We start from the raw sequence: 26,773 nt of genomic DNA, 5'->3' as shown, positions 1-26,773 counted from the left end.
CCATGTTGAAACTGAATAAGTTCAAAACTCCTTTCTATGGAGATCTTTTTCAACGAGTTGTTGTACATTCGTTGGTTCTCACTTTCTTAGTACTTCTTCTTTACAGTTCTTTATTTCCTGTCACATCTTTTGCTTTAGGATTTATCACAGCGCTTTGTAGTGCTGTAGGAACCTATGAATATGGAACGATGGCCAGAGTGAAGATGCACTATGCTTTCCGTTTATATAGTGCTATGGGATCCTTTATCTTTGTTTTAACCAGTTTCATTGCGATTCGATGGCGTCATGTCCTTCCGGAATTTATTTCTACCCTCCCCTGGAGCTTCTTATTTATTTGGGTAACGATCAATGTTTTTAGATCTAGGAAAAATAAATGTGGTCCTTTGGAAAGCTCAGGAATTACCTTATTTTCCATGCTTTATGTGGGCATTCCTGTGCGGTTATTTCTACACATTCTTTATGGATTTATCCACACGGATGAACCCTTTTTAGGTGTGTGGTGGGCATGTTTTCTCATTGCCACAACAAAAGGAGCAGATATCTTCGGATATTTCTTTGGGAAAGCACTGGGACAAAAGAAAATCACTCCTGAAATCAGTCCACATAAAACGATTGTTGGTTTTGTTGCAGGATGTTTAGGAGCTACATTAATCAGTGTCGCCTTCTTTTTACAAATTCCCGCAAGATTCGCTAACTATATCACTATGCCAAGTATTTTAATTGCCTTAGGAGTGATTCTGGGAATTAGTGGATTTTTTGGAGATATTATCGAATCTATTTTCAAACGGGATGCAAAAATTAAAAATAGTAACCAACTCAAGGCTGTAGGCGGTACCTTAGATACCTTAGATTCTCTGTTACTTTCTACTCCTATTGTGTATATTCTCCTTTTGATTACCCAAAAATCTATATTTCTCAGATGATTATTACAATAGACGGCCCTTCCGGAACGGGGAAAAGTACAATAGCAAAAGCCCTTGCCACGGAGTTAAACTTTAACTATTGCAATACAGGTGCGATGTATCGCACCTTAGCCTACACACACCTGCAAGAACCTTGGCAAGCCCTGCCAATCAAAGAGCTTATTGACAATCCTCCTTTCTCCTTTTCATTTATTTCGGGGCAGCCTTTGGAAGCTTTTCTAGAGGGGCAGCTCTTATCTGCAGAACTAGGAACTCAAGAAGTCGCCAATGCAGCTTCAAAACTTTCTCAGCTTCCCGAAGTACGTTCTTTTATGCATAAGCTCCAAAGAAAATATGCAGAATTGGGCAACTGTGTTTTTGAAGGAAGGGATATGGGTTCCAAGGTCTTTCCTGATGCTGATGTAAAAATCTTTCTTACAGCAAGTGCCGAGGTCAGAGCTTCCCGAAGATTAAAAGATCTCCCAGAGAATTCTCTTTCGAAAGAAGCTTTACATGCTGAGCTTGTGAAGCGTGATGAAGCCGATAGCCAACGTCTCCATGATCCTTTGATCATCCCTGAAGGTGCCATCATATTAGATTCTTCAGATTTGACAATAAGCCAGGTTCTAGAGAAAATTTTAGCTTTAGTTTCCCCGAATTTGCCATGATATTTACAGTTTGTAAATTCCTTACCAAAGTCGTCTTCACCCTACTCTATAGACATAGAGTTTATGGAGTGAAAAAGAATCTTGTCAAAGGCGCAGCGATTATTGCTTCGAATCATAATTCATATTTAGATCCTATAGCGCTAAACTTATCTGTTCGTGGTTGTCTACATCACCTGGCACGTTCTACATTATTCAGCAACCGATTTACAGGATGGCTACATAAAGAATGGGGATCTTATCCTGTTAAAAGAGGTGGGGGAAATTCTGCAGCATTTAAGGCTGCTTTTGAACTCTTTAAAAAGAAAAAAAAGCTGATTATTTATCCCGAAGGAGAGCGTAGCCCAACTGGGGATCTGCTTCCCGGAAAGGTTGGTGTTGGTTTAATTGCTATTAAAGCTCGCGTTCCTGTGGTTCCTGTCTATATTGGAGGGACTTATGATATTTTCAATCGCCATCAAAAATTCCCTAAAATTTGGAAAACAGTCACTTGTGTTTTTGGTACGCCGCTAACTTTTGATGATTTGATTGATAATGACACTCTAAGTGCTAAGGAAACTTATCAAATAGCTACTGATAGAATTATGAGCAAAATCGCCGAGCTAAAAACTTGGTATGAAAATGGCTGTATAGGAGAGGTCCCCTAATGACGATGACTCTGCTTTCTTATTTATCTTCTCTATGTCGAGAAGCCACTCTATCAGCGTTTCCTCAAATCGACACTTTTTCTCCTGACATTACCCAATCTACAAAAGAGCATTTTGGTCATTATCAATGTAATGATGCGATGAAACTTGCTCGAACATTAAAGATGGCGCCTAGAGCGATTGCTGAAGCCATTGTCAATCACATTCCTAAAGAGATTTTTACTTCTATAGAAATTGCTGGCGCAGGTTTTATCAATTTTACATTTTCAAAAGAATTTCTAAACAACAGTCTAAAAACATTTTCTGAGGAGTTATCTTCAGGATTTCGTGTTAAGGATCCTAAAAAAGTTGTTATTGATTTTTCTTCTCCAAATATTGCTAAAGATATGCATGTAGGGCACCTACGGTCTACAATTATAGGAGATTGTTTAGCACGTGTTTTTGCTTTTGTAGGCAATGACGTTTCACGCTTGAATCATATTGGTGATTGGGGAACAGCTTTTGGCATGTTAATCACCTACCTTCAAGAAGAACCTTCCGAAGATATCGAGAACCTTGAAGATCTCACAGTATTATATAAAAAAGCGCATGCACGCTTTGCTGAGGATGCAGAATTTAAAAAACGTTCACAAACGAACGTCGTTGCTTTACAAGCTGGAGATCCTTCTGCTTTAAAGTTATGGAAGCAAATTTGTGCTATTTCTGAGCGTGCTTTTCAAAAAATCTACAATATTTTAGATATTGCTATCGAAAAGCGTGGGGAATCTTTCTACAATCCTTTCCTTCCTGAAATTATTCAAGATTTAGAAAACAAGAATCTCATTACGATTTCTGATAACGCAAAATGCGTTTTTCATGAGGGCTTTTCCATCCCTTTAATGGTGCAAAAAAGCGATGGGGGCTATAACTATGCAACTACAGATTTAGCTGCTATGCGCTATCGCGTAAACAACGATGGTGCTGATAAAATTATCATTGTCACCGATATGGGACAATCTCTACATTTCCAACTTCTTGAAGCTACGGCATTAGCTGCAGGCTACCTGCCTAATAAAGAAACCTTCTCTCATGTGGGTTTCGGTCTTGTTCTTGATTCTGAAGGAAAAAAATTTAAAACCCGTTCCGGAGAGAATATAAAACTCAAAGAGCTGTTAGATACTGCTATAGATCAAGCAAAAGCCACCTTAAAAGAACACCGTCCGGAAATCTCTGATGAAGAAATTTCCTCACGAGCTCCTATTTTAGGGATTAATGCTATTAAATATGCGGATCTATCTTCTCATCGCGTCAGTGATTATATCTTTTCTTTTGAGAAGATGTTGCGTTTTGAAGGGAACACTGCGATGTTTCTTCTTTATGCTTATGTACGCATTCAAGGAATAAAGCGGCGTTTGGGAATTGAAACATTAGACCTAGAAGCGACGCCAAATATTCAAGAACCTTCCGAAGAAGCTTTAGCTTTAGCGCTCTTGCGCTTCCCAGAAGCCATTGATCTGACTCTGAAAGATCTCTGCCCGCATTTCCTAACCGACTATTTATATATGCTTACAAACAAGTTTAATGCCTTCTTTAGAGATTGTCATATTGAAGGGTCCTCCCATCAAAAAGAACGTTTGTATCTTTGCGCTCTTGTTGAAAAGACCCTAGCTGCAGGCATGCATTTATTAGGGTTACAAACTTTAGACAAATTATAACATTAGGGAGCGACGGGATCTAAAGATAGTAAATGGATCTTTGCCCCTAGCGAATTGAGTTTTTCCACCCAATTATAATACCCCCGATCTAATAGCTGAGTATTCTCTATTAGCGACGGTCCCCCCTCAGCGATAAGCGCTGCCATGATATAGGCAAATCCTGCACGTAAATCAGGAATAACAAGGTGTGAGGATCTTAAAGGTGTCACGCCATGAATCACCGCGCTATGAGGGAAATTTCCTGTAGCATAGCGACAAGCCTTTGAGCTTAAACATTGATAAAACAGCTCGCAACTGGCTCCCATCTGCTGTAACCCTCGCAAATACCCTAGGCGATTCTCATGAACGGTTTCATGAATTACCGACGACCCTTCTGCCTGAGAAAGGAGAACGGAAAACGGTTGTTGCCAATCCGTAAGGAATCCAGGATGCACATCTGTTTCTAAGACAACGCCTCCTTTTAAAGGCTCATTATAGAAAAACTCGATTCCAGTTTCTGTAACTGAAAATCCTCCTCCTATAGAGCGTAAAGTCTTCAGGAAAGGAATCATCAGATCCTGCTCAGCATTTTCTACAAAAACACGCCCGCCGGTAAGTACCGCCGCCATACCAAATGAAGCCGCTTCTATCTTATCAGGAATTACCCAATGATCTACCTCATAGAAATCATCACATCCGAAAATTTCTATAGTTCTATCATTATCTGTAGTGATCTCTACGCCGGCTTTTTGTAAAAACAAAATAAGATCAAGGATTTCCACTTCTAAAGCAGCATTCTTAATGATCGTTCTTCCCCGCGCACGTACAGACGCTAAGATTAAATTCTCTGTAGCTCCTACAGAAGGATAAGGAAGAGTGATATAAGCCCCTACAAGACCTTTAGGAGCAGCCGCTTGATATCCTTGCCCATCGCAAGCCACTTGTGCTCCAAGCTGCTCTAAACCCTCAAAATGAAAATTCAGAGTTCTCTCTCCAATAGCATCTCCCCCAACACAGGGAACAACAACACCTTCAGGACAACGCGCAAGTAAAGCTCCTAACAATAAAATCGGAATACGATTTACCCGAGAAAATTGTGCCAACACCTCAGTCATACGAATCTCAGGTGTATGAATTTCTATGACTTCCGCCTGCTTATCCCAATGAACGATTGAACCTAAAGATTCACATAACTCAACTGTCAAACGTACATCACCAATGTCAGGAACATTACGCAAAATACATTTGCGATCAGACAATAGCGAAGCAACAAGTAACTTAGTTGTAGAGTTTTTAGCTCCAGATACACGTACTGAACCTTGTAACACACAACCACCAAAAACTTCTGCTGCTGCCATTCTTAGCTCCTAGTCACCTTTTTCTAATCATCCTAAAGAAACGTTAACTTTCCCTAACGTTATTTTCCATGCAAACTTTTCATTTTTTTAGAAACAAATGTCTTTTATTCACAATAATTAAAAGCTATTAAAACAGCGGTTAGTTTATTAACTGAACAAAAACTCGAGATATTAATAAATAGTTTGTTTTACAATCTAATTAAATTAGAGTTTTTTATTTAGTTGTTAAATCATGACTAGTCCTATTAATAATCCATCTACAACGAATGTTACGACTACGACGACATCAACTCCTGTAGTAACGACATCTACATCCTTTGGGGGTCACGTTGTATCTACTACAGGGACTGGAGCTTTAGAAACAACCGCGCAAACTGTTAACACAACAGCAGAGCAAGCGGTAGCTCAGGCAGAATCTGATTCGGGAGCCGTGATTTTTACAACGCAAAGAGATGTATCTACAACAGCGCCGACTACAGGCGGCAGCGCATCAACAGCTACAGCAGCCAGTCTATTAGGAACTCATATTCTTGGAACAGGAAGAGCAAGAACTGACAGCACATCGAGTAGCGACAGCAGCATTTCCGACACTTCAACGACATCTTCAACTCAAGATACTGGGGCTACGGGAGAAACTCAAGATGCTGGGGCTACGGGAGAAACTCAAGATGCTGGGGCTACAGGTGAAGCTGGAGGCACTCAAGAAGCTTCTGGTGATGTAGATTTAGGAGATCTTGCAGGTCTACGAGGTTCAGAAGCTGCCGATGGTGCTGAAAGAGCTGAGGGTCCTGGTGGCCTACCCAGTATGGCCCTTCCTAAATATGATCCCACAGATAAAGCTTCGATTATCAAATTCCTATCCACCCCCTCTGTACAAGCAAAATTACAGACTAAGGCCGGTCATATTGTTTTTATGGATGAGGCTAGGGGAAGCTTTATTTTCGTAAGAAATGGTGATTGGAGCACAGCAGAGTCCATAGCTGTAACTAACGGAAAAACAAAAGAGCCTATCACTGATGTTAAAGATTTAGAAATGTGCATTGCGAAATTCTGCGTAGGCTATGAATCTATGCAAGCTGACTGGTCCAATAATATTCAACCACGCGTCGCAGGACAGACTGGAGAGACAGGACATTACGATCACCTACTTATGAGCATGAAGTTTAAAACTACTGTGCTCTATGGTCCATGGAACTCTAAAGAATCTAGCAGCGGCTATACCCCTTCGGTATGGCGTCGCGGAACCAAATGTGATTCAGGACCTATCTGGGGTGATGTCGGTGGTTTGAAAGGAATTAATTGGAATAATGTTGCTAAACCAGACGCAACAGCATTCTCAAGAGAAACAGCGGCTCCTGCTCAACCACAACCCGGTCCTTACACTCCACCTGTTATCAATGTTAACTTAGGTGGTATTAGCACTAACGTCAATGTTACTGGAGGGACAACGACGACTACTGTCACTACCTCCCCTACACCCGATATGTCCGAAGTTGATAGTACCGCAGGCTTTGATGAAATTGACGGCCTCTCCACTCAAGATGAAAGTACAGAAACAGATATTGATGATGTAGAAACACAAAGTACCAGCACACAATACGAAGATACTTTACATTACGAAAGTGGTGGGGAAGAAGTAGACAACTTAGCCCCAGCCCCACTACCTCCTGGGCCACCTCCTCCAGCTAAAGGGGGCGTCAATATCACAGGAATGCCGGCTGCTAATTTACAACAAATATTGAACAACGTCCGCGAGCATTTAGATACTGTCTATGATCAAAATGGCGTACATCATGAAGGAAACCAAGATTTAGGCACCGTTGTCAGAACATCAGAAAATGGGACTTATAAGCCTACAGTATTGTTAAAGAATGATCAAGGTGATGGTGGACGTGGAGTACAAAGAAGTAATGACGATGATGGCGGTGAACTAGGAAATATCTTAAACCGTGTCCGAGAACATTTAGATGTTGTTTATCCTGAAAGCAATGAAGGAGAGCCTATTCCTGTAAATCAGAATCTCGGCGATGTAATTCAAGCTGTTGAATCAGGGAACACACCGAAGCCTACCCAACCTGAAGGAGTATTCGTTGCAAAAAAAGTTAACCTTGATGGGGACGGCAATATCGTCGGAGGAAATGCAAGAACCTCTTCTGAATCACGAGCCAGCAATTTAATGAGTGCTGCAGGTGGTGAGGGCGCAGAAGGATTGGAGCATCTTTTACCACAGTTACGCTCCCACCTTGACGACGCGTTTGATCAACAAGGGAACCTTGTTGGTGCCCCAGGGACAAACGTAGGAAGTCTCATCAAAGCTTTCCAAGAGCGCACGGGATCAGGCGGTATCGTTGCACCTTTACCTGCTTCAGTAGTTACTAGCAGTTCTGCACCTCAACAATCTGCGACTGTCTCCGATCTTCCTAAAGCACAGACGGCAGAAACAACGACTCCTGGAGGTTCCCCTGACCTTCATGGAGCTGCTAAAGGTGTAGCTGATAGCTTATCGAATTTATTACAAGCTGCGACACCTTCTACGACAAGCACTACGGTAAGCTCGCCAGCTCCTCGGCAAGAGACAGCAACCTCTACATCTGTAGCAGGAACTAGAGGAACAGCGACTCCTACAACGGGAGGGTCTCCTTCAGGAATTCCTGGAGCAGCAGCCAATGTAACAGCAACATTAAGCAGCGTTGCTAATAAAATCGCACTATTTGAAAAAGGCGCAAGATTGCAAGAAGCCTTGGATAGTGCAGATACAGAATCCACACAAGGTAAACAGTTACTTGAAGCTGCAAGAAATACAACAACAATGCTGTCAAAAACCTTATCTAAGGTGACGGGGTCTCCTCCTTCTCCACCTCAAAGACACTCCTAAGCAAAACTCTTAAGGCTTTTCTAAGTATAGAAAAGCCTTAAGCCATATTGTGATATACCTCATCGACATCATCGATTTGCTCTAGCCATTCGATTAAAGCAAGATTTGCCTCTCCGTCTTTTTCATCACAATCTACGAGACGTAAAGGGACATAGATAAGCTTTTCTTCAGAACACGTCACGCCTAAGGCAACTAACTTTTCCTTCACAGAAGCTAGCTCTACGGGATCACAAAGTACGATGAAATTCTCTTCATCATCATTATCAAGATCTTCAGCTCCCACATCAATGACATGTGATAATAGAGTCGCTTCATCTATAGAGCTCTTAGAAATATAGCAAGCTCCCTTACGAGCGAAGTTATACAGAACACTACCTGGCTCTACGAGAGACCCTCCGCGTTTATTCACAGCAATGCGCATATCAGAGGCGGTACGATTTTTATTATCCGTCATTGCTTCGACAATGATCCCGACTCCCCCAAAACCATAAAGCTCATAGGTAACATCTTCGAAATTTTTCTGATCTGCTGAGGTCGCTTTTTTCAGATTCCTTTCGATATTTTCATTAGGAATATTTTGATCTTTAGCTTTTTGTATGACTACGCGTAAACGTGCATTTGTTTTAGGATCAGGACCTCCCATCTTCACAGCAGCCATTAATTCTTTAATCGTTCGAGAAAAGATCTTTCCCCTTTTATGGTCTGCGCGTTCTTTGCGGTATTTTGTATTCGCCCACTTACTGTGTCCTGCCATGTTTCCTACCCAATCTTGTTTTATATCCTTGCAACAATACGTAAATATTTGCCTTTTCCCAAGCTACAGCACTTTCATATAGCGGAAAACGTTTCTCGCATTCTTTAAATTTTTTCCCATGAAAAATCGTTCTTCCTGATGAAGAATATTCACGAGGAACTATGCTATGAACCATTTCATGATAAATAATATACTCCATAAAAAATAACGGAATATCTTCACGATCTAATGAACGGTGTATGCGTATGAGTTGTTCTTCTTCATGGTAAGACCCTAAAACAACGCGGCGTGCTTTCCCCGAGCGTTCCCGACCAAACCATCCGATTTTTAAATTCAAAGAACCATCAAACAATCTCAAATTGAGATCTTGATATATCTTCTCTAGATCATACACTTTTCCAGAAGTATAATCGACAGGAATAGAAGATCTTATGCGCGTAGGACTATAGATCCCTGATAGATTCATAGAAGAAGACTTAGTGACGAGAAGTGTTCGAGAAAATTTTTTAAGGATTTTACGGATTTTCTGAAATGCCATACAACACTAGGACTTATAAAATAGATTTTAGCACGAGCATCTAAAGATCTTTTTCCATAGTAATTTTGGCAAGATACCCTATCTCATCTTTATAAAAACGCCGTTGTCTTCCCACTTCAATAAAACCAAAACGTTTATATAACTCTATAGCAGGATTTTCCTCATAGACTTCTAAATAGAGGATCTCTAAATGAAAACGACTTTTAGCCAAATGGCACAAATTATTTAATAATGCTGTTCCAATCCCCTTATTTCGGTAAGGCTCACCAACAATAATCGAAATTAACGAATGGTGGGACACCTTAATATAGGGATTTAAAATAAGAGTAGCCACTCCAGCGACTTCCCCTTCATATACAGCTGTTAAACTACTATGGTACCGATAAAATCCTACCCAAAAATTTACGCTGTCACGAATTTCTGCTTCAGTCTTTAACGGAAACCCTCGAAGGATCTTAGGATCATTTAACCATTGCTGCATATACACAGCATCACTAGGCAGCGTGTAACGTATTTCTAATCCAGGGACTCCTGTATCTCTATTCTCTGTCATGAGGCTTCTCCATACTCTGCTAAATACGCTTTGACGAAATCATCTAGCAATTCTCCGTCCATCATAGCCTGCACATTGCCAGTCTCATGCCCCGTACGCATATCTTTGACCAAAGTATAAGGCTGAAAAACATAATTACGAATTTGTGAACCCCAAGCAATTTCTTTTTTATTTTTTCTATCAAGAAGTTGCTTTTCTAACCGTTCCTGAAGAACCTGCTGATACATTCTTGCGCGCAACATTTTCATGCAGCTTTCACGATTCTGGATTTGGCTGCGCTCACTTTGGCAAGAAACAATAATTCCTGTGGGAATATGGGTAATTCTCACAGCAGAATCGGTAACATTGACGTGCTGTCCTCCAGCTCCTGAAGATCGGTACGTATCAATACGCAAATCATTTGGGCGGATATCAATTTCTATCTCATCATCAATTTCAGGATAGACATCCACGGAAGCAAAGCTTGTATGACGTTTCGCATTACTATCGAAAGGGGAAATGCGCACAAGTCTATGCACACCACGCTCTGCTTTAGCATAACCATAAGCATACTCTCCTGAAAACTTTACGGTAATATGCTTAATCCCTGCGACATCCCCTTCTTGACGATCTATAACCTCGGCTTTCCATTGATGGTGGGATGCCCAGCGAGAATACATCCTGAAAAGCATTTCCACCCAATCACAAGACTCGGTCCCCCCCGCACCAGCATTGATCGTTAAAAAGCAGGGATTTTTATCCACCTCGCCAGAAAGTAAGCGTTGCGTTTCCCATTCGGCAAGGATAGTTTCACAAACAGAAAATTCTTTTTCTAAATCTTCACGAAGTTCGGGATCTGAAGAAGCTTCACTATCATTTAAGAAAAAAGTCAGGTTATCTACCTTACTTTTGAATTCTTCATAATCAGAAATTTGTCGTTTTAATGATGCGACGCGTTCAGAAACTTTTCCAGCATGAGCAACGTCTTGCCAGAAGTCCTCTTTCAAGGTCTGATCTTCTAATTCAGTCAACTCTTGTCTCTTACCTTCAAGGTCAAAGAGACCTCCCGGCTAAAGCCAAGCCAGCTACTAAGCATTCTAACCGTTTATCTAAACTTTCGTGCATATAGGACTCTTAAAAAGACTTACTATTAGGATTCTAGAAAAGCAAAAACAATAAAGTCAACGTGTCCTGCTCCTCCAATGCCATCTAGAGACGAGCTCTTTCCTTCACCCAAACCCTCTCCAGATTGCCACTTAAAACACTAATAAAGAGTGATTGAGGAGCGAGTTCTGTTTTTTTGTTTTGACGAGAAACCTTCTTGAAAGATAAAAAAGTTGCGATGAAGAGCTCCGTCTCTTCATACCACCTTTACTAGGAGTAACCAATGAGTCAAAAAAACAAAAACTCTGCTTTTATGAACCCCGTCAATATTACCCCCGATTTAGCAGCTATCGTTGGCGAGGGACCAATGCCCCGCACTGAAATTGTCAAAAAAGTATGGGAGCACATTAAAAAAAATAACCTTCAAGACCCTAAGAATAAAAGAAATATCCTTCCCGATGACGCCCTAGCTAAAGTCTTTGGTTCTAAAAATCCAATCGATATGTTTCAAATGACGAAAGCCCTTTCCGCTCATATCGTAAAATAAAATTAAGAGTTGGCTCTTTTTCAGGATCCTCGTCCTATAGGACGAGGAAAAAATGTGTTTATAGTGTTATTGTGGTCCTAACCTCTTTATCCTTAGCTGCTGCAGCTCCTCTCGTTGCCTTTTCATGGGCAAATTTTATAGAGCCAAACTGGTTACAAACATCTTTGTTAACATGGAAGCTGCCTAAAAAACACGCCCACTTGCATGGGTTGCGCATTGTTCAAATCTCTGACCTACACTTTCATAAATTTGTTCCTAAAAAATTCCTTAAAAAAGTTTCTTTAAAGATAGCGAAGCTCGCTCCGGATATTCTTCTATTTTCTGGGGATTTCCTTTGCCGAGCACAAATAGAAGAGCGTTCGCGACTAGAAGCTTTTTTAAATACTTTGCATGCTCCTTTAGGGACATTTGCTATTCTTGGGAATCATGATTACCAATCTTATATTTCCCGCAATAGTCAGGGAAAGATTGATATTATTTCCTTGAAAAGCAGCCAGCCATTAAAGCGGGCTTTTGTTTCGATAACCCAAGGACTATTTGGCTCTCGAGATTATACATACGCTGAGGGTCTTGAAAAACAAGAACCTAATAAAGAACTTTTACAATTATTAAAAAATACCCCTATCCGCCTATTGCATAATGAAAGTCACCTTATTCCCGATGTAATCAATATTGTTGGTTTGGGAGATCTTTTTGCTAAACAATTTAATCCCGAAAAAGCGTTTATTAATTATAATCCTTCTTTGCCTGGTATTATCCTTTCTCATAATCCTGATACTGTGCGTCAACTAGAGCCTTATCCTGGAGATATTATATTTTCTGGCCATACACATGGACCTCAAATTTCTATCCCTTGGCCGAAGTTTGCCAATAAGATTATGAACAAAATCTCTGGATTAGAAAATCCAGATTTAGCGCGAGGTCATTTCCTCTTTGAAGAAGGGAAAAGGCAATTATATGTAAATCGCGGTCTTGGAGGATTTAAAAGATTACGCTTCTGTTCCCCTCCAGAAATTTGTTGCGTACGGTGTGTATATGGATCCTAAATGTTCTTTGATTTTACTTAGTGGAGGTAAAGGAGAACGCTTCGGAGCAAATCAACCTAAACAATATCTACCTTTTCAAGGGGAACCCCTTATCCTACACGCGTTAAAAACCGCTCTCCATATTCCTGAAATCACTGAAGTTATTGTTGTTTGTGATGTAAGCTATCGCCATATTTTTGAAGGCTTTCCTGTAAAATTTGCAGAGTCTGGGAAACGTCGTCAAGATTCTGTTTTTTCAGGGCTACAACACGTGAGCAACCCCTGGGTATTGATTCATGACGGCGTACGTCCTTTTATCTATCCTGACGAAGTTACTGAGCTTATTGCTGTAGCGCAACAAACAGGAGCTGCAACATTAGTATCTAACGTTCCCTATACGATCAAACAACGTCATCCTGTAAAAACTTTAGATCGTGATGCTCTTTCTATTGTTCATACACCTCAATGTGTAAAGACCGAGATACTCTCTGCAGGTCTTGAGTTTGCTAGTAGGGAGGGAATCACCCTGGTTGATGATACACAAGCTGCAGAGCTATTAGACATTCCTGTATCTTTAGTCTCCAGTAAACATCCCCAAATAAAAATTACTTATCCCGAAGATTTAACCATTGCTCATGCCTTGCTATGACACGAGTTGTTTTACTCTTAGCCTATCAAGGAACTGCCTATGCCGGCTGGCAAAGGCAACCTAACGATCTCTCTATTCAAGAAGTTATAGAAAACTCCCTTGAGAGAGTTGTAGGGAAACGTATTGTTGTAACCTCTTCAGGACGTACCGACTCGGGAGTTCATGCCTTTGGTCAAGTGGCGCATTTTTCACAACCCGATCATCCACTATTTTCACAAGCTTGGGGCATAAAGAAAATGCTCAATGCGATTTTACCCAACGATATTGTTATTCGTGATGTTATCCTTACCGATGATGACTTTCATTCTCGCTTTACAGCTACCGCTAAAGAATACCATTATTCCCTCACAAGATCTCAAAAGCCTCTTCCCTGGGAACGTTATTTTTCCTATTACCCTCGGCATCTTTTAAACGTAAATCTTATGAAAAAAGGAGCTACGTATCTATTAGGCACTCATGATTTTGCTTCTTTTGCAAATCATGGGAGAGATTACAGCTCTACAGTAAGGACGTTATTCAAACTCGACATCATAGATAATGACGATACGGTAACCATTGTCTGTAAGGGCAACGGGTTTTTATATAAAATGGTAAGGAATATTGTTGGATCTCTTTTAGATATTAGCAAGGGGAAATACCCCCCAGAGTATGTTCAAGAGATCCTAGAAAAGAAAAATCGTAGACAGGGACCGCCGACTGCTCCTAGCTATGCGCTATCTTTGCATCACGTATGTTACCCCGAACCTTATAATTGGTTTTGCATTCCGCAATGCCCAATCAATTCATTGAAAGAAGAGAAGTAATGGAATTCCTTCTCACAGAAGTCTTCGTGACTAGCATGAGATATGGGTATAATTGCATTTACAGCAACTAATGTTGCTGAGATCCCTGCAAGGGCGCGTAACCCCTTCACGCTATCTTCAAAACCCACAACCTTCTCCCCCTCTTGAACAAACGCTTGGTAGGCATGTTGGTAACTATCGGGATAGGGTTTAGGGCGTTCATAATCTTCACGCGTTACCCAAAAATGGAACTGATTAAGAATAGGAAGAACCTTGCGGTAACGTTGCGTAAGAACCTCTGAAGAATTTGTCACTACGCCTACAGTTTTATTTTCAGATAATAGCAGTCCTAGAAAATCTTCAACACCAGGAAGTAACGCAGGCACCTCGGTTTGTATTAACTCTCTATAGATACGCTCTCGATCATGGAAACATTGTGGGAAAAAAGCCTCTGTATTAGGGTACATATCCAAGAATTTTTGTTTAAAAACTTCTCTTCCCAACATCGATAATAAATAATATGTAGAGAAATCCATAGAGACATCTAATCCGCGTTCTCTACATCCCTCTAAAAAGGCTCTGTAGTACAAGGGTTCAGTATCGATAACCAAACCATCTAAATCAAAAAAGAAAACCTGATAATCATTGATATTCATGGCTATCTCAATACCCGCTCTATTATATTTTTTCACTAACTCAATATAGTAAATCTAAAACATAGTGAAATAAGCTTTAGAAGTTATGCTTTATTTCTCTAAAACAACTAGGCGAGATTCTACCCTGTGCATAGGATTCTTATTAAGGTAAGTTTTGGATTATGTGTATTTCCGTTGCTCTGTAGTTGTGCAGATACTACAAAAACACCACGTAGGCATATACACGCAGGAAGAATCACTTCTCAGCAAGGACATTCTGTCGTTATTTATCCCGAAAGACAGGAAAATCCCCTACCGAAATATTCCTGGCCAACCCCACAACGCCCCGTAATCACCAAGTATTCTTTTCATTGTCACGGATCCTTAACCTCTATAGAAACCGAGAAAGGCACTATCTATGACTGTGACGGATTAAACCATAGTCTGTATAAAACCTTCCCGATACATTCAAGAATTATTGCCATAACGCGCTTAATCCATGCCCACAGTACCCTCTCTATAATTGAAGGATTCTGTTGTCATAAGCATGTCCGTTTTCTAAAAGCCTCTGGGAAAAATCTCTCTAATAAGCATCTTGAGGGAAATGCCGCTCTTTTATTCTCTGATAAAGAGCTTTCTGTAGAGACTCTGCGCTCTATTTTACATCCTCTGTATAAAAAGAAGTGTCTCTATCCGTGTTCTATAGAGTTTATAACCACAGAAACCACTCTAAGTAATGAAGAATTTATTATCACGCTGATACGAGAAAATAAAGGAACCTACTTAGCTATAGAGATGCTTTACGATCTAGAAAATGCCCAGCCTGTGAGGGTGCCCCCATCTCCCCTATCTTAAGAGATTTCCCTTGCGCTTATTAGAAAAGAACACGTACATTGTAAGCACACTTTGTGCCGGCGTGGCGGAATGGTAGACGCGGTAGACTCAAAATCTACTCTTAGCAATAAGGTGTTGGTTCGAGTCCAATCGCCGGCATAAGTTTTTTTTCTCAGTTTTTTCAGGTTGCTAATAAATTCGTTAGTAGTTTTTTTTAAGAAAAGCTACATGCCGAACCCTTTGCTTCCTATGAAAGAACAAGCTCTCCTACTTCTCCTTAAAAAAAAGAAAGGCTTTTTCCTAGCCATTCTTGATCTCACGGAAACAGAGCCTTCGTTAACTTCCATAGAACTTGAAAAAGTATTACAACAGAAAAAAACCCTTCTATCTTGTATAGACAAAGTGGATAACCAAATTAAAGAATTTCGGCATTGTTTTACTTTAGCGCTACCTCAAGATATCCAAGATGAACTCTCCGATATCCGAGAAATCATTACGAAAATTCTTGATACAGACAAGCTCAACTATCTGCAGAGAAAAAAAGAGTTAGGGATTTATGAGCAACAACAACTGTAAATCATGTTCTTCAACTCAAGAGCTGATAGAGATAAAATCTCGCATCACCCAATCTTATAAAGAAGCGGATACTATCCTTACATCGATTCCTGATGGGATTATTCTACTTTCAGAAATTGGCAATGTTCTCATTTGCAATTCACAAGCTCGTGAAATTTTAGGTATTCCTGAAGAATTAGAAATGTTGCAAAAACCATTTACAGATTTTTTCCCAGAGACCTTCTTTGGATTTTCTATAAACGAGGCTTTGCAATCTTTATCCTCCCCAAAAACGTTACGACTAACGTTATCGAAAAATGATCAAGATCGTGATGCGGAGATCTTCATAAGAAGAAACTCTGTAAATGGTTACCTCTTTTTACTCATTCGAGATCGCTCAGAGTATAAGCAGCTAGAAAATGCTATTGAAAGATATAAAAATATCGCTGAGTTGGGGAAAATGACCGCGACTCTAGCTCATGAGATTCGCAATCCCCTAAGCGGCATTGCAGGATTTGCCTCTTTGTTAAAAGAGGAGCTCTCCTCCCCACGCCACCAGCGCATGCTTTCCTCTATCATTGATGGGACACGATCTTTAAATTCTCTAGTTTCCTCAATGTTAGAATACACAAAGTCCCAACCATTGGATCTAAAAACCATAGATCTACAAGAGTTTTTCTCATCGCTCATTCCCCTACTATCGATTACGTTTCCTTTTTGCAAATTCGAACGTGAAACCGCAACCCCCATAGTCCGTGCTATAGATCCCGATAGAATGAATAGTGTTGTATGGAATCTTGTAAAAAATGCTGCAGAAGCGACGGAATCCCCTATGACAGTAACTCTGCATGCATCGGGAGATATTTCCGTAACCAATCCTGGACAGCTCTCTCAAGAGATTTTTGATAAGCTGTTTATTCCGTTCTTTACAACAAAAGCCCAGGGAAATGGTTTAGGGCTAGCAGAAGCTTTAAAGATCATGCGTTTGCACGGAGGTGATGTTCACGTGGAAAATGCTAACGCTCGCATCACCTTTACTCTAAAAATTCCCCAGCCCTAAAATAGAGATTTAAAGATCTCTTGGGGGAGTCCAAGTGGTTCGTGAATACCTTTGAGCTAATGCATCGCTTCTTTGCATGCCCTCAGAAATATCACGCATCTCTAAGAGTTGCGGACCATTAAGACCACTTCTGACAGCTAAAACTTGTTCGACAACTCTTATTAAGCGATTCCAGGACACATTTCCTAGATTCTCATAGTTGCAATCACCTAAAGGATTTGCTGCTCCCGGTGTTGTTCCTAGACCATGACCAATACTTCCTAATACTAAAGGAATCTTCCCATAGAAGCATGACACCATGCTTAAGAATTTATTTTCTTCCTCAGAGAGGTTCTCTAGTAGTCCCCCGGCATCTCTATGCATTTTCCTCAACATCGAGAATAAGAAGCTTGTCCAATGTGCATAGTCATTGAACATCGGCAGGTCTGTCACATAGCTATAGCAAGTTGACAGCCATTCGGTAAGTGTTCCAGAAGAAGCGCGGATTTCAGGGAATTCTTCAGCCAAATCATTAAACAACTCATCAAGAGCGGGTTGTTGTTCCCCAGATTCTGCAACTAAAGCATTCGCTCTTTGCGCTATCGCCTCTACCTGTTGTATGGTGAAGGACCCTAGCAATGCAAGGAACCATTCACGCAAGCAACGTTGTTCAATAACCCCACGCTTTTGCGCATCTGTAGCACTTGCAGGGAGTTCTGCTTCTAAATATATTCCGGGGCGTAACCATCTACAAGATATATTCATGCCTACATTACCGAAGAATCTCGGAGCAGTAAAAGCAAGCATCTCTGAAAATTCTAGGCGTTGTACTTCAGTTTTTTTCCTTTGCTTTATGTTAGAGGATAAAGTAATTAGCTGTGCCGCCAACATCTGCATAGCACCTTCTTCGCTATACCTTGCCATTCTATTGGCGTCTTTGAGAAGTTTTTCTAACTGCTCGTTTTCTAATTTTAATCGCGAGGTCGTTTCTATGTGCTCTAGATAACGGTCGTGCATTGTCTGCTGCAACTGAGCTACCTGATCTTGCAAAGCAGCTTTCTCTTGATCATAGCGCATGCGTAAAGCTTGAACCTCTTGAAGAAGTCTTTCTTTTTCCTTCTCACTTTGTTGCAGTAGGTCTACATTCACACGGTTTTGCTCAACCGCCGCCAACATACGTGTATTAAGATCAAGTTTCTCTTTCTCTAATCTCTTAATCTCATCTCTTAAGGCATTTATAGTGCCACGTAGTTCTGAGCCACCTTGTAAAGAGTTTTGCAAGTGAGCAATATCACTATCATAAATACGGATATCAGCGCGTAGCCTACTCATTTCTATTTCAAGACCAGCAATTTCCTCATCCTTAGCTAAAACCTCTTCTCTAAGACTCGCATAGCGCAATTGCGACTCTGTCAATTGTGTTCGTGCAAGAGAAAGTGAGTCAGAAATATCTATTCGTTCTCTAACCACAACGTTTAAATCTGCTGTTATTCTTTGAATCTCTCTTTGAAGAGCCTCTATTTGTGCATTAGAGCCTGGATTGCTCTCTGCGGTTAATACTAGCTCCCGCAACTCTTCATTTTCCAGACGTAAACGTTGTTGCTCTGCTGCGTATCTATCAATATCCCCTTGTAGCGCATGAATCTTCGTCCCTAAGACTTTCTCTCTTTGCTCTAAAGCTGCAATATGCAGAGCACGTATTTCACTCTCCTCAGTCCTTTTAGCAATCTGACTATTGACAGCAACCGCCTCATCAATCAGGCGTCTATAACTTGCAAGCTGTTCTCGCAACTGCTCAATAGCTGCATCTTTAACTTCTATGGCATTGCGTTGGAAATCGATATCCTCTTGAGAATATTCTCCAACCGGCTGACGATTGCGGAGTCTTTCCACCTCATCAGTTAAGCCTTCTAATTCCTGAGTAAGCCCTAAAAGCCTCGCTTCTTTTTCACGTAAGCTATTAGTTAATTGATTTATCGCCCCCGCAGAACGTAGGTACTTATCTCTATATTCACGATTAAGCAAGAGCCGCTCAGATGTAGATTCCATAAGAGATTGAATCTCCTTTTCTAAATCAATACGTTGATTTGTCAGGCTCTCATCACGTATAGATAAGGCAATGAGCGCTTCGTATGATTGAGAGAGCCGGGATAATAAACTATTTTGCTCTTGTAATAGAGGTTGTAGGCCCGCTACCAATCCCTCATGTCGCTGTCTAGTACCCGCCTCATTAGCAATTTGGTTCTCTAATAATCTGATACGTTGAACCAGAGTATTTAATGTAGTTTGTAAATTCCTAACCGCTTCGGTTTGATTGGATTTTTCAATCCCCACACCAACAAGCTCTTGAATCAGCAAATCTCTCTCATGATAAAGCCTTGTCAAACGCTCATCATCTCCTGTATCTCTCGTTCCTGCTATATGCTGATTATAAGAACGGTATAAAAGTTCTAACTCCTCGCTAACCCGCTCTTGCATCTCACGAAACTCTGATAAATCAGACAAAGCACAATGTCTATTTTCCGCTTCAGAAGATATAAGACGGTATAAATCCACTTCTTTTTTACGCAAATCTCTATCAAATCTTGCTAAGAGATTCTCTCGCCCTTGAATTATTAATTGCGGATCGCCATTAGGATCAAAACCGTTTATAGCTAAACCACGCGCATCTGTAGTCGCGAGCAGAGCCTGAAGTTGCGCCTGCAAATCTTGAATATTTACCTTTTGCATCGCCGTTTTCTTGTTCGGCCGTGTTGCAAAGTGTAATAACAAACTTGTAACCAACAAAACGCTACCAAGGGCTATAAACGCCACCCCAATAATTACAGGAGTTGCCGGCAGTAAAGTTAAAACTAAAGCTCCAGCACAAATAGTAAGCAAAGATAAACAAAATAGCCCTATACAGGAGGCAAGCTGACACCGCGTTTTCCAAACGGAAGAAACTTCCCCTCTCTCTAAAGGAGTTAAATCCGAAAATAAGGATAAACGAGACTGTGTACTTTCTGGGTTCAACGAAGAAGCCAAGGAATTTGGTGTTGAAGAAGAGGCCATGCTATAAATGCCCTAAATAAAAAATTAAGTCGAAGAATTTTAATGTCTTAAAGAACTAAAATCAATCAAAAAAAACCTTACCCATAAAATAAAGGTGAAAATAGAAATAATTAAAAGTTTCTTTACACAGATTAATTCTATTTAGTAACAAGAATCTTAACTTAAAAATTCACAAGCGCCTCATGAATATAGAAAGAGTGCTAATAATAGACGATGAACCCTTGCTCAGAGACTTTCTTTCTGAACTTCTTTTATCGCGAGGATTCTCCCCATGTACTGCGGATAATGTGAAGCAGGGTTGTCAAAAGATTCGGTCTGAGAAATATGACCTGATCATCTCCGACATGAATATGCCCGACGGTAGTGGCTTGGATATTATTAAAGTAGCTAAAGCATATGCTCCGCAAACCCCCGTCTTGGTGATCACAGCTTATGGCACTATAGAGAATGCTGTAAAGGCTATGCATCAAGGCGCTTTCAACTATCTCACCAAGCCTTTCTCCTCCGAGGCACTGTTTGCATTCATAGCAAAAGCTGAAGAACTACAAAATCTTGTAAACGAGCATCTTTTGCTAAAGTCGCAAATTTCATCGGAATCGCACCCTCTAATCGCAGAAAGCCCTTCAATGAAGGATTTATTGTCTAAAGCAAGAAAAGCCGCCGATAGCTCCGCAAACATCTTTATTCATGGGGAATCTGGATGTGGGAAAGAAGTCCTTTCCTTTTTCATTCATAAAAACTCTCCTAGAGCTTGCCAACCCTACATAAAGGTGAATTGTGCAGCTATTCCCGAAACTCTGTTAGAGTCAGAGTTTTTTGGTCATGAAAAGGGTGCGTTTACAGGAGCTACGGCAAAAAAAGCCGGGCGTTTTGAACTTGCACATACAGGGACTCTCTTATTAGATGAAATTACAGAAGTCCCCATTAATCTTCAAGCAAAGCTCCTTAGAGCTATTCAAGAGAAAGAATTCGAACATCTCGGCGGGACCAAAACCCTATCGGTAGATGTGCGCATCCTCGCGACATCCAACCGCAACCTTAAGGAAGCTGTAGATCAAAAGATCTTCAGACAAGACCTGTTTTACCGTCTTAACGTCATTCCCCTCTACCTTCCTCCTTTAAGGGAGAGAAAAGAAGATATCCTCCCCCTGGCGCAGTACTTCTTAGAAAAATTTTGTAGATTGAACAATAAGCCTATAAAAACTCTCTCAGAAAGCGCACGTTCTGCTCTTCTTGACTACTCATGGCCGGGAAATATCCGAGAGCTCTCTAATGTATTGGAAAGGGTGGTTATCCTAGAAAGCCCCACCTACCTCACCGATACTATGCTCGCTCTCTGCTAAAGTCCCCCAACCTTGAAAGAGGGGAGTTTTTCTTGAGTTTCAGAGGAACTTCTGTTAAGCTTTCCTTTCTTAAAGGTCTCAGATCCCTGAAAAAGGGCTGCCTTAGGCACCGATAGCTCAATCGGATAGAGTACCTGGCTTCGAACCAGGTGGTTAGAGGTTCGAGCCCTCTTCGGTGCGTTAAAAACTTTTTAGAATAAAGAGCTTCCTTCTTATAATACAGATAGGAGAATCTCTTTCCTTTTTTCTGATTTTTTCATCTCCGAGTGTTGTATAAATTTTTTCACCATAAGGAGACGGCATGCACAGTCCTCAACGTCGATTAGCAAAGCAAAAGAAAACCCCAAGACGCGAGGTCGCCAATCTAGAAATCACAGGGAAGTCTTTTCATATTTCCCAGCCTCTACGTCAATTAATCATTGAAAAAAGCGGTCAATTACTTGCAGTAGACTCTATTCATGTAGTCTTAACTTCGCATAAGGAGAAGCAGGGAACCGGAGTGCATCTGACTGCCTCTATTGGGAAAGAGACCTTCCAAGTAAAAACCCAACACAGCAATGCTTATAGCGCGGTAATTTCCGCCTTTAAAAAAATCCGCACCTTAGCGAATAAACATCAGAAAATACGCCAAGATAAGAAGAAACACGATATAGGCCTATCGAAAAAAGAAGAGCACATCGTTGAGATTCAAGAATCTGTGCATCTTTATGATGATATGTTGCCTATAGAAGCTATGGACGCCTGGGATTCTTTAAAACAGTATGGTTATATCCCCGGATCTATGAAAAAGACTCTCTCTAAGAAAAAAACAGATCTCCCCGTTCTTTCTGAGGATGAGGCCATTAAGAAATTCGAAGCTTCCCGAGATAAAGTGCTGGTCTTCCTAAATGAAAAAGAGCATAAGATTCAGCTAATCTATAAACAAAACGACGACAATTATGTCCTCATCGAACCTACCATCGCCCCTGGATTCCATATCTTCTAATGAGCAGACATCTACAAATGAAAATTCTTTAACTATCTTTGATCCCATACGGCATAAGATCTTGGCGTCAACACCCGAAGAAAAGGTTCGCCAAGAACTTATTGCCTTTCTGATCGAAGAATTACTTTATCCTCCGGCCCTCATTATCGTGGAAAAGGGGCTTAAAACCTTATTCCCGCTTCTTGCTCGTAAGACTATACGCCTTCCACGACGACGTCCTGATCTTCTTGTCATCACACCAGCAACATATACGAATTCCGAAGGCAAAACCTATAATCTAGGGCATCCCAAGCCCCTTCTGCTTATCGAGTGCAAAGCTCGAGTAATTAACCAGCAAACGGTGAATCAGCTGTTAAGCTACAACTATATTATTGGGGCCCCGTGTCTCTCTCTTGTATGTTATAAAAAACAACAAACAGGATTTTTAAATCCCAAAACACAAACCCTGGATTTTTATCCAGGGCTGCCCAGCTACTCTCAGCTACTTTCTTATTATCTTACATTAAACTCTGCACAACCTATAAACTGAAGACATGCACACCCTCACCCCAGCTATTGCATTACAAAACCTCCCCCTTGGAAAAAATCACTGTGTAACCACGATATTTTCTCCTCTGGGACTTCTTACGTTTTTTGCAAAGCAAGGTCAGTCTATTTATTGTGATTTTAGAGAAGCTCTTATCCCCCTATCCCTGGGAATCTATAGCCTAGATTATTCCCCGCCAAAAATGCGTAAGCTAATTTGCGCAGAGGTAAAAAATCCCTTTTCAGAGATAAAATCCTCTCTTTCCCTACTGCAAGCAGCGGGGAAAATGGCCCAAAGTATTTTAGAATCACAATGGCAAGAAAAGCCCTCTCAAGAGCTCTTTTCCTTATTTTTAAATTTCCTACACCGCTTACCAGAAAGTAAAAATCCTGAAATGTTTGCAGCAGCGTTCCTGCTCAAACTTCTACAATATGAAGGAATCCTAGACCTATCCTCAACATGCGCACATTGTAAAAAAACGATTAGTTCTCCAAATTTCTATCGTTATCAAGGGCGAAAATTCTGCCTAGAACATCGTCCAGAAAATGCCGTGATGATAGAAAATGAAGAAGAACAAATTCTCTGTGCACTGATTCATGCTAAGAGATTTCAAGATCTCCTACATCTATCAAATTTTCACTTAGAGTTTTCAGAAAAGATTACCCTCATATTTGAAAGTACCATTCATGAAGGAAAGAACAAGAAATTACCGTAAAGTAATCACGCCGCCAGAGCCACTATAGACTTCAAAAACTAAAGTAATAGGCACCACACCCACTAAAGAATTGTGGTACGTTTTATTCCAAATCCCACGCCCGCGTTTTTCAAAATCTCCCTCTAAAACTACCTTTCCTTTTGTAGATACTTTTGTATGAACAATCACACCCACGTCCTTCGGAAGAGTTAATGTAAGAGGTTCCGACTCATTACTTACAGAAATCGTCGTATTTTTCTGCCACTGTCCACGGAAATCTAAATCCATCTTACAAGATGAACAAACAAACACCAAAGAAGTAAGCTCGGGATAATTCCCAGTGAGCTTAGCTCGTAAGGATCCAAATGATCCGTTGTAAACAATAGATTCTAGTTTAGGGAAATCTCCAGAAGCATCCAAATGTACTCGTTTTTTTCTCTGTGCATGAATTTCCATAGTTTCCATGTCAGGAAACTCTCCAGAAAAATTAAACCGATCTATATAAAATTTTTCGTCTTCAGAAATGTAATGCTCAGCAAATACCGGGAGACTGGGTAGGGTTAAAGAAGAAAGTATAAAGAAAATAAACGAAAGAAACCACAAGGCTTACACCCCAAACTTGAAACTACGCTCACTATGAAAATTCAAGATAAAGAAATCAAGAAGAAGAGGCCATGAGCTACTTCCATTGCGAAAGAGGGGACTCGAACCCCTAAGGAAAGCTCCACTACCACCTCAAGATAGCGCGTATACCAATTCCGCCACTTCCGCAAAAAAGATAGCTTAGCTAGGGAATCCCCTTTACCTCAAGAAAAAAAATGTTTCCGCCTGAGTAAAAATGGGGTACATTAGAGACAAGTTTAACAATAAATTCTAGGAATCATGCGTTGTACTGCCCATTGCACAGCTTCATCTTATAACTTGCACGTGCTCTTTCACTTACTCAAAACTCGTTTCCCCACCGTCTTATCCAGGGAATATGTTTTAGTATCCTCGGAAGATCCCCAGGAATGTGATAAAATTGCCGTGTTCTTTCCTTTCGGAGTGGCTGTATTTTGGGGGTGGGAAGAATTCGAAGAAATCAAAATCCTACAATCTATCGTCTCAGCATCTCCAGAAATTCTTCCTCAACCAGAAATCGATTGCTATAACTTCCATTACGGGGAAAAGCTCCAAATACGTAGAGATAGGCTCATCCTAGCCGATTCGCAACTCAATACAAAGCTAGCTATATCTTTCGGCCTTGCCCAGTCAGTCAAGCTCACCATATTCGAAGCGACTATTTATAAAACTATTGAAGATTCTAAACGCCTCCCCCAAGATCTCGCCACGAAAGGAAAGATCTCTATGCCTAGGAAGGCAATTGCAAAAAAGATTGGCAAGTTATTTTTAGACAAAGCCTCTGTAAATCTCCATTCTGATATTCTGGATGAACCTGATTTTTTCTGGGAACATCCAGAAACACAACCCATTTACATTGATGTTCTTAACTGCTTAGATATTAACGCTAGAATTAACGTTCTTAACCATAGATTAACAATTCTTGGGGACGTATTGGAAATTTTAAATGATCAACTCAACCATCAGCATTCCTCGTCACTAGAATGGACTATCATTTGGTTGATTATGTTAGAAGTTTCTGTCGCTCTCCTGAAAGACGTATTCAATGTCATTTAAATTATTTATAAAAAACCTGCCCACAAACCTATGTTGTGGCCTTATCCATATCTACAGATGGACAATCTCTCCTTTGCTAGGAAGCCCCTGTAGATTTTTCCCCACATGTTCACAGTATGCCCTGCAAGCTCTAAAACATCATGGATGCATTAAAGGACTGGGGTTAACAATAAAAAGAATAGGAAAATGTGGGCCTTGGCATCCAGGAGGGGTAGATCTCGTTCCTATGACGACTTTAGAGGAAGCTTTAGACATTTCCCCGGCAGTAGACGATGATGAGTCATGTGATTTACACGCATGATCTCCTCAATAGTCACTCCATAACGACGCGCTATCAACCATAATGAATCGCCGTCTTTTACAATATAATCTTCAAAAACAGCCTCTTTAGCATCAGCAACAGGAGTTTCTACAACACTCACGTCATGAGCAACAAAAGAGCGTGGCGTTGAGAGCACACGGGAAATAAAATTTTGACTATAAGAAGATTCCTCAGGAAGAAGATTGATAAAAGCCTTCAGAGCTTCATCTGTGAACTCATGAATCACCCAATCTTCATCATGAACGAGTAATAACAAAGCCGCTAAAGGTTCTCCTAAGCTCACATAGGCAGATAAAACTTTCTGACGTTGTCGATCAGAAATTGCCGTAGTGCGGTTATGTTCGTTGCATAGTGAAAAAAAGATTTGTTCCCCATTACGTATTACCATCCTGGCTAAAGAAGCCACAGAAGCAACACGCTCGTCAGCACCACAAAGTAAGGTACGTAAATAAAGAAATTCCGGAGTATGACAAAAATGGTATAGACAATCCTCGTCAACAACACCCTGCTCTAAATTTTTAGAAATAGAAACAAACAAACCTCGAGAAGTAAAAGGATAACGTTCGCGAGATAAATAACGCCGTATTAAACTGTATTCTCTCTCATCAATATTGGGGAGTAACCAGGTTTTCCCTTTGCTACGCAATTGCGTGAATGTCAGAGGATGAGAGAGTGCACTGCCCACATCCACATCATAAGTGTGGATGGCCACACTCAACGCCCATAACTTTAGTGGGCGGCCATAAAGCAAATGATCTTCATCTAACAAACGGTAAAGCTCTTCAAGAGAAGCTTCTGCCAAATTCTCTAAAAAATCCTCAGGGATAGATTTCACCTGACAACTTTTCGCCACTAAAGGACCAGAAAATAAACGTAGTTTATAAATATCCTTTCGAAAGATAGTTGAATAAAACAAAAGCAAGAAAACAATATTTAACACCGCACTTAAAACTAAAGCTTGCCACAGCCACCGGGTCGCTTTTTGCAGGGCCATTTAAAGATTACTCCTAAAACTTAGCTTCTCTCTGATTATTAAAATACTTGCCACTATACACCCCTCC

Annotated in this window: 27 protein-coding genes and 3 tRNA genes; 20 read left to right on the top strand and 10 right to left on the bottom strand. The window is 40.6% G+C overall.

The annotated features are described in order from the left end of the window. The first annotated feature begins 2 nt into the window (after positions 1-2). From CCA_RS00915 to argS, 4 genes are read left to right on the top strand one after another with little or no spacing between them, the layout of a single operon-like run. A complete protein-coding gene (locus tag CCA_RS00915) occupies positions 3-923 on the top strand; it encodes a phosphatidate cytidylyltransferase (RefSeq protein ID WP_011006147.1) in 921 nt (306 codons plus the stop codon). After that, complete coding sequence (cmk, locus tag CCA_RS00910; RefSeq protein WP_011006146.1) at positions 920-1,570, top strand: (d)CMP kinase; 651 nt, start codon at positions 920-922, stop codon at positions 1,568-1,570. Before CCA_RS00915 ends, cmk begins: the two co-directional genes overlap by 4 nt. Beyond that, positions 1,567-2,214 carry a lysophospholipid acyltransferase family protein gene (locus CCA_RS00905; protein WP_011006145.1) on the top strand — a complete coding sequence of 216 codons (648 nt, stop codon included), beginning with the start codon at positions 1,567-1,569 and terminating at the stop codon, positions 2,212-2,214. Before cmk ends, CCA_RS00905 begins: the two co-directional genes overlap by 4 nt. A gap of 5 nt (positions 2,215-2,219) precedes the next feature. Then, positions 2,220-3,908, top strand: a complete 1,689-nt coding sequence (gene argS, locus CCA_RS00900) for an arginine--tRNA ligase (RefSeq protein ID WP_041462239.1) — start codon at positions 2,220-2,222, stop codon at positions 3,906-3,908. Positions 3,909-3,910: 2 nt separating this feature from the next. Here argS and murA read toward each other — a convergent pair whose 3' ends face one another. Then, positions 3,911-5,245, bottom strand: coding sequence for a UDP-N-acetylglucosamine 1-carboxyvinyltransferase (gene murA / locus CCA_RS00895; RefSeq protein WP_011006143.1), 1,335 nt, complete (start codon positions 5,243-5,245; stop codon positions 3,911-3,913). 232 nt (positions 5,246-5,477) lie between these two features. Between murA and tarP the strand changes: the two genes are divergently transcribed. Then, complete coding sequence (gene tarP, locus CCA_RS00890; protein ID WP_011006142.1) at positions 5,478-8,120, top strand: type III secretion system actin-recruiting effector Tarp; 2,643 nt, start codon at positions 5,478-5,480, stop codon at positions 8,118-8,120. Between the two features lie 37 nt (positions 8,121-8,157). On the opposite strand, the gene CCA_RS00885 is transcribed toward tarP, so the two are convergent. From CCA_RS00885 to prfB, 4 genes are all read right to left on the bottom strand, one after another. After that, positions 8,158-8,874 (bottom strand): YebC/PmpR family DNA-binding transcriptional regulator, encoded by a 717-nt coding sequence (locus CCA_RS00885; RefSeq protein WP_011006141.1) that lies wholly within the window; start codon positions 8,872-8,874, stop codon positions 8,158-8,160. Then, entirely contained in the window at positions 8,858-9,412 is a 555-nt protein-coding gene (locus CCA_RS00880; protein WP_011006140.1) for a M48 family metallopeptidase, read from the bottom strand. Before CCA_RS00880 ends, CCA_RS00885 begins: the two co-directional genes overlap by 17 nt. Positions 9,413-9,452: 40 nt before the next feature. Continuing rightward, the gene (locus tag CCA_RS00875; protein ID WP_011006139.1) at positions 9,453-9,965 is read right to left on the bottom strand and encodes a GNAT family N-acetyltransferase; all 513 of its coding nucleotides are present in this window, start codon (positions 9,963-9,965) and stop codon (positions 9,453-9,455) included. Beyond that, positions 9,962-11,069 (bottom strand): peptide chain release factor 2 gene (prfB, locus tag CCA_RS00870; protein WP_162008453.1). Its coding sequence is split into 2 segments (ribosomal slippage): positions 9,962-10,999 and positions 11,001-11,069, totalling 1,107 coding nucleotides; the frame shifts between segments, so codons are not numbered across the junction. Before prfB ends, CCA_RS00875 begins: the two co-directional genes overlap by 4 nt. A gap of 262 nt (positions 11,070-11,331) precedes the next feature. On the opposite strand from prfB, the gene CCA_RS00865 reads away from it, so the two are divergent. From CCA_RS00865 to truA, 4 genes are all read left to right on the top strand, one after another. Then, entirely contained in the window at positions 11,332-11,595 is a 264-nt protein-coding gene (locus CCA_RS00865) for an SWIB/MDM2 domain-containing protein (protein ID WP_011006136.1), read from the top strand. Positions 11,596-11,666: 71 nt separating this feature from the next. Continuing rightward, complete coding sequence (lpxG, locus tag CCA_RS00860) at positions 11,667-12,641, top strand: UDP-2,3-diacylglucosamine diphosphatase LpxG (RefSeq protein ID WP_011006135.1); 975 nt, start codon at positions 11,667-11,669, stop codon at positions 12,639-12,641. After that, the gene (gene ispD / locus CCA_RS00855; RefSeq protein WP_041462197.1) at positions 12,631-13,269 is read left to right on the top strand and encodes a 2-C-methyl-D-erythritol 4-phosphate cytidylyltransferase; all 639 of its coding nucleotides are present in this window, start codon (positions 12,631-12,633) and stop codon (positions 13,267-13,269) included. Before lpxG ends, ispD begins: the two co-directional genes overlap by 11 nt. Continuing rightward, positions 13,266-14,072 (top strand): tRNA pseudouridine(38-40) synthase TruA, encoded by an 807-nt coding sequence (truA, locus tag CCA_RS00850; RefSeq protein WP_041462196.1) that lies wholly within the window; start codon positions 13,266-13,268, stop codon positions 14,070-14,072. The genes ispD and truA overlap by 4 nt, the downstream gene beginning before the upstream one ends. On the opposite strand, the gene CCA_RS00845 is transcribed toward truA, so the two are convergent. Continuing rightward, positions 14,015-14,707: an HAD family hydrolase gene (locus CCA_RS00845; protein WP_011006133.1), complete on the bottom strand. Its 693-nt coding sequence runs from the start codon at positions 14,705-14,707 to the stop codon at positions 14,015-14,017. The genes truA and CCA_RS00845 overlap by 58 nt on opposite strands. Before the next feature lie 126 nt (positions 14,708-14,833). Between CCA_RS00845 and CCA_RS00840 the strand changes: the two genes are divergently transcribed. The 4 genes from CCA_RS00840 to CCA_RS00825 all read left to right on the top strand — a co-directional run bounded on the left by CCA_RS00840 (position 14,834) and on the right by CCA_RS00825 (position 17,135). Further along, positions 14,834-15,541, top strand: a complete 708-nt coding sequence (locus CCA_RS00840) for a hypothetical protein (RefSeq protein WP_011006132.1) — start codon at positions 14,834-14,836, stop codon at positions 15,539-15,541. A 55-nt stretch (positions 15,542-15,596) separates the two neighbouring features. After that, positions 15,597-15,679 (top strand) — tRNA-Leu (locus tag CCA_RS00835). A gap of 90 nt (positions 15,680-15,769) precedes the next feature. Next, positions 15,770-16,096 carry a hypothetical protein gene (locus tag CCA_RS00830; protein ID WP_011006131.1) on the top strand — a complete coding sequence of 109 codons (327 nt, stop codon included), beginning with the start codon at positions 15,770-15,772 and terminating at the stop codon, positions 16,094-16,096. After that, on the top strand, positions 16,077-17,135 hold the full coding sequence (locus CCA_RS00825; RefSeq protein WP_011006130.1) for a two-component system sensor histidine kinase NtrB: 1,059 nt from the start codon (positions 16,077-16,079) through the stop codon (positions 17,133-17,135). Before CCA_RS00830 ends, CCA_RS00825 begins: the two co-directional genes overlap by 20 nt. A gap of 9 nt (positions 17,136-17,144) precedes the next feature. On the opposite strand, the gene CCA_RS00820 is transcribed toward CCA_RS00825, so the two are convergent. Beyond that, entirely contained in the window at positions 17,145-20,165 is a 3,021-nt protein-coding gene (locus CCA_RS00820) for a membrane protein (RefSeq protein WP_011006129.1), read from the bottom strand. A gap of 182 nt (positions 20,166-20,347) precedes the next feature. Here CCA_RS00820 and CCA_RS00815 point away from each other — a divergent pair, with 182 nt between their 5' ends. From CCA_RS00815 to recO, 5 genes are all read left to right on the top strand, one after another. After that, complete coding sequence (locus tag CCA_RS00815) at positions 20,348-21,508, top strand: sigma-54-dependent transcriptional regulator (RefSeq protein WP_011006128.1); 1,161 nt, start codon at positions 20,348-20,350, stop codon at positions 21,506-21,508. Between the two features lie 106 nt (positions 21,509-21,614). Beyond that, a tRNA-Arg gene (locus CCA_RS00810) sits at positions 21,615-21,688 on the top strand. Positions 21,689-21,809: 121 nt separating this feature from the next. Then, the gene (locus CCA_RS00805) at positions 21,810-22,493 is read left to right on the top strand and encodes an HPF/RaiA family ribosome-associated protein (protein ID WP_011006127.1); all 684 of its coding nucleotides are present in this window, start codon (positions 21,810-21,812) and stop codon (positions 22,491-22,493) included. Continuing rightward, positions 22,447-23,022 carry a type I restriction enzyme HsdR N-terminal domain-containing protein gene (locus CCA_RS00800; RefSeq protein WP_011006126.1) on the top strand — a complete coding sequence of 192 codons (576 nt, stop codon included), beginning with the start codon at positions 22,447-22,449 and terminating at the stop codon, positions 23,020-23,022. The genes CCA_RS00805 and CCA_RS00800 overlap by 47 nt, the downstream gene beginning before the upstream one ends. A 4-nt stretch (positions 23,023-23,026) precedes the next feature. Then, positions 23,027-23,734: a DNA repair protein RecO gene (gene recO, locus CCA_RS00795; protein ID WP_011006125.1), complete on the top strand. Its 708-nt coding sequence runs from the start codon at positions 23,027-23,029 to the stop codon at positions 23,732-23,734. Here recO and CCA_RS00790 read toward each other — a convergent pair. Together CCA_RS00790 and CCA_RS00785 are read right to left on the bottom strand one after the other, a co-directional pair. Continuing rightward, a complete protein-coding gene (locus CCA_RS00790) occupies positions 23,726-24,316 on the bottom strand; it encodes a hypothetical protein (RefSeq protein WP_011006124.1) in 591 nt (196 codons plus the stop codon). The two genes, recO and CCA_RS00790, sit on opposite strands and share 9 nt — an antisense overlap. 86 nt (positions 24,317-24,402) lie before the next feature. Continuing rightward, positions 24,403-24,484 (bottom strand) — tRNA-Leu (locus CCA_RS00785). A 111-nt stretch (positions 24,485-24,595) separates the two neighbouring features. On the opposite strand from CCA_RS00785, the gene CCA_RS00780 reads away from it, so the two are divergent. Both CCA_RS00780 and yidD read left to right on the top strand, forming a co-directional pair. Then, positions 24,596-25,390, top strand: a complete 795-nt coding sequence (locus CCA_RS00780; protein WP_011006123.1) for an RMD1 family protein — start codon at positions 24,596-24,598, stop codon at positions 25,388-25,390. After that, positions 25,380-25,691, top strand: a complete 312-nt coding sequence (yidD, locus tag CCA_RS05215; protein ID WP_011006122.1) for a membrane protein insertion efficiency factor YidD — start codon at positions 25,380-25,382, stop codon at positions 25,689-25,691. The genes CCA_RS00780 and yidD overlap by 11 nt, the downstream gene beginning before the upstream one ends. Here yidD and CCA_RS00775 read toward each other — a convergent pair. Next, entirely contained in the window at positions 25,615-26,706 is a 1,092-nt protein-coding gene (locus CCA_RS00775; RefSeq protein WP_011006121.1) for a LysM peptidoglycan-binding domain-containing protein, read from the bottom strand. The genes yidD and CCA_RS00775 overlap by 77 nt on opposite strands. Between the last annotated feature and the right edge of the window lie 67 nt (positions 26,707-26,773).

The organism is Chlamydia caviae GPIC, from assembly GCF_000007605.1.
Lineage (GTDB): Bacteria > Chlamydiota > Chlamydiia > Chlamydiales > Chlamydiaceae > Chlamydia > Chlamydia caviae.
Note: the sequence above shows the minus strand (reverse complement) of the source record. Positions and strands in the feature narration are given on the sequence as shown.

Bases quoted from the DNA above. Each gene is read 5' to 3' on its own strand.
- CCA_RS00915 (WP_011006147.1), top strand. From the start codon at position 3: ATGTTGAAACTGAATAAGTTCAAAACTCCTTTCTATGGAGATCTTTTT.
- cmk (WP_011006146.1), top strand. From the start codon at position 920: ATGATTATTACAATAGACGGCCCTTCCGGAACGGGGAAAAGTACAATA.
- CCA_RS00905 (WP_011006145.1), top strand. From the start codon at position 1,567: ATGATATTTACAGTTTGTAAATTCCTTACCAAAGTCGTCTTCACCCTA.
- argS (WP_041462239.1), top strand. From the start codon at position 2,220: ATGACTCTGCTTTCTTATTTATCTTCTCTATGTCGAGAAGCCACTCTA.
- murA (WP_011006143.1), bottom strand. From the start codon at position 5,245: ATGGCAGCAGCAGAAGTTTTTGGTGGTTGTGTGTTACAAGGTTCAGTA.
- tarP (WP_011006142.1), top strand. From the start codon at position 5,478: ATGACTAGTCCTATTAATAATCCATCTACAACGAATGTTACGACTACG.
- CCA_RS00885 (WP_011006141.1), bottom strand. From the start codon at position 8,874: ATGGCAGGACACAGTAAGTGGGCGAATACAAAATACCGCAAAGAACGC.
- CCA_RS00880 (WP_011006140.1), bottom strand. From the start codon at position 9,412: ATGGCATTTCAGAAAATCCGTAAAATCCTTAAAAAATTTTCTCGAACA.
- CCA_RS00875 (WP_011006139.1), bottom strand. From the start codon at position 9,965: ATGACAGAGAATAGAGATACAGGAGTCCCTGGATTAGAAATACGTTAC.
- CCA_RS00865 (WP_011006136.1), top strand. From the start codon at position 11,332: ATGAGTCAAAAAAACAAAAACTCTGCTTTTATGAACCCCGTCAATATT.
- ispD (WP_041462197.1), top strand. From the start codon at position 12,631: ATGGATCCTAAATGTTCTTTGATTTTACTTAGTGGAGGTAAAGGAGAA.
- truA (WP_041462196.1), top strand. From the start codon at position 13,266: ATGACACGAGTTGTTTTACTCTTAGCCTATCAAGGAACTGCCTATGCC.
- CCA_RS00845 (WP_011006133.1), bottom strand. From the start codon at position 14,707: ATGAATATCAATGATTATCAGGTTTTCTTTTTTGATTTAGATGGTTTG.
- CCA_RS00830 (WP_011006131.1), top strand. From the start codon at position 15,770: ATGAAAGAACAAGCTCTCCTACTTCTCCTTAAAAAAAAGAAAGGCTTT.
- CCA_RS00825 (WP_011006130.1), top strand. From the start codon at position 16,077: ATGAGCAACAACAACTGTAAATCATGTTCTTCAACTCAAGAGCTGATA.
- CCA_RS00820 (WP_011006129.1), bottom strand. From the start codon at position 20,165: ATGGCCTCTTCTTCAACACCAAATTCCTTGGCTTCTTCGTTGAACCCA.
- CCA_RS00815 (WP_011006128.1), top strand. From the start codon at position 20,348: ATGAATATAGAAAGAGTGCTAATAATAGACGATGAACCCTTGCTCAGA.
- CCA_RS00805 (WP_011006127.1), top strand. From the start codon at position 21,810: ATGCACAGTCCTCAACGTCGATTAGCAAAGCAAAAGAAAACCCCAAGA.
- CCA_RS00800 (WP_011006126.1), top strand. From the start codon at position 22,447: ATGTCCTCATCGAACCTACCATCGCCCCTGGATTCCATATCTTCTAAT.
- recO (WP_011006125.1), top strand. From the start codon at position 23,027: ATGCACACCCTCACCCCAGCTATTGCATTACAAAACCTCCCCCTTGGA.
- CCA_RS00780 (WP_011006123.1), top strand. From the start codon at position 24,596: ATGCGTTGTACTGCCCATTGCACAGCTTCATCTTATAACTTGCACGTG.
- yidD (WP_011006122.1), top strand. From the start codon at position 25,380: ATGTCATTTAAATTATTTATAAAAAACCTGCCCACAAACCTATGTTGT.
- CCA_RS00775 (WP_011006121.1), bottom strand. From the start codon at position 26,706: ATGGCCCTGCAAAAAGCGACCCGGTGGCTGTGGCAAGCTTTAGTTTTA.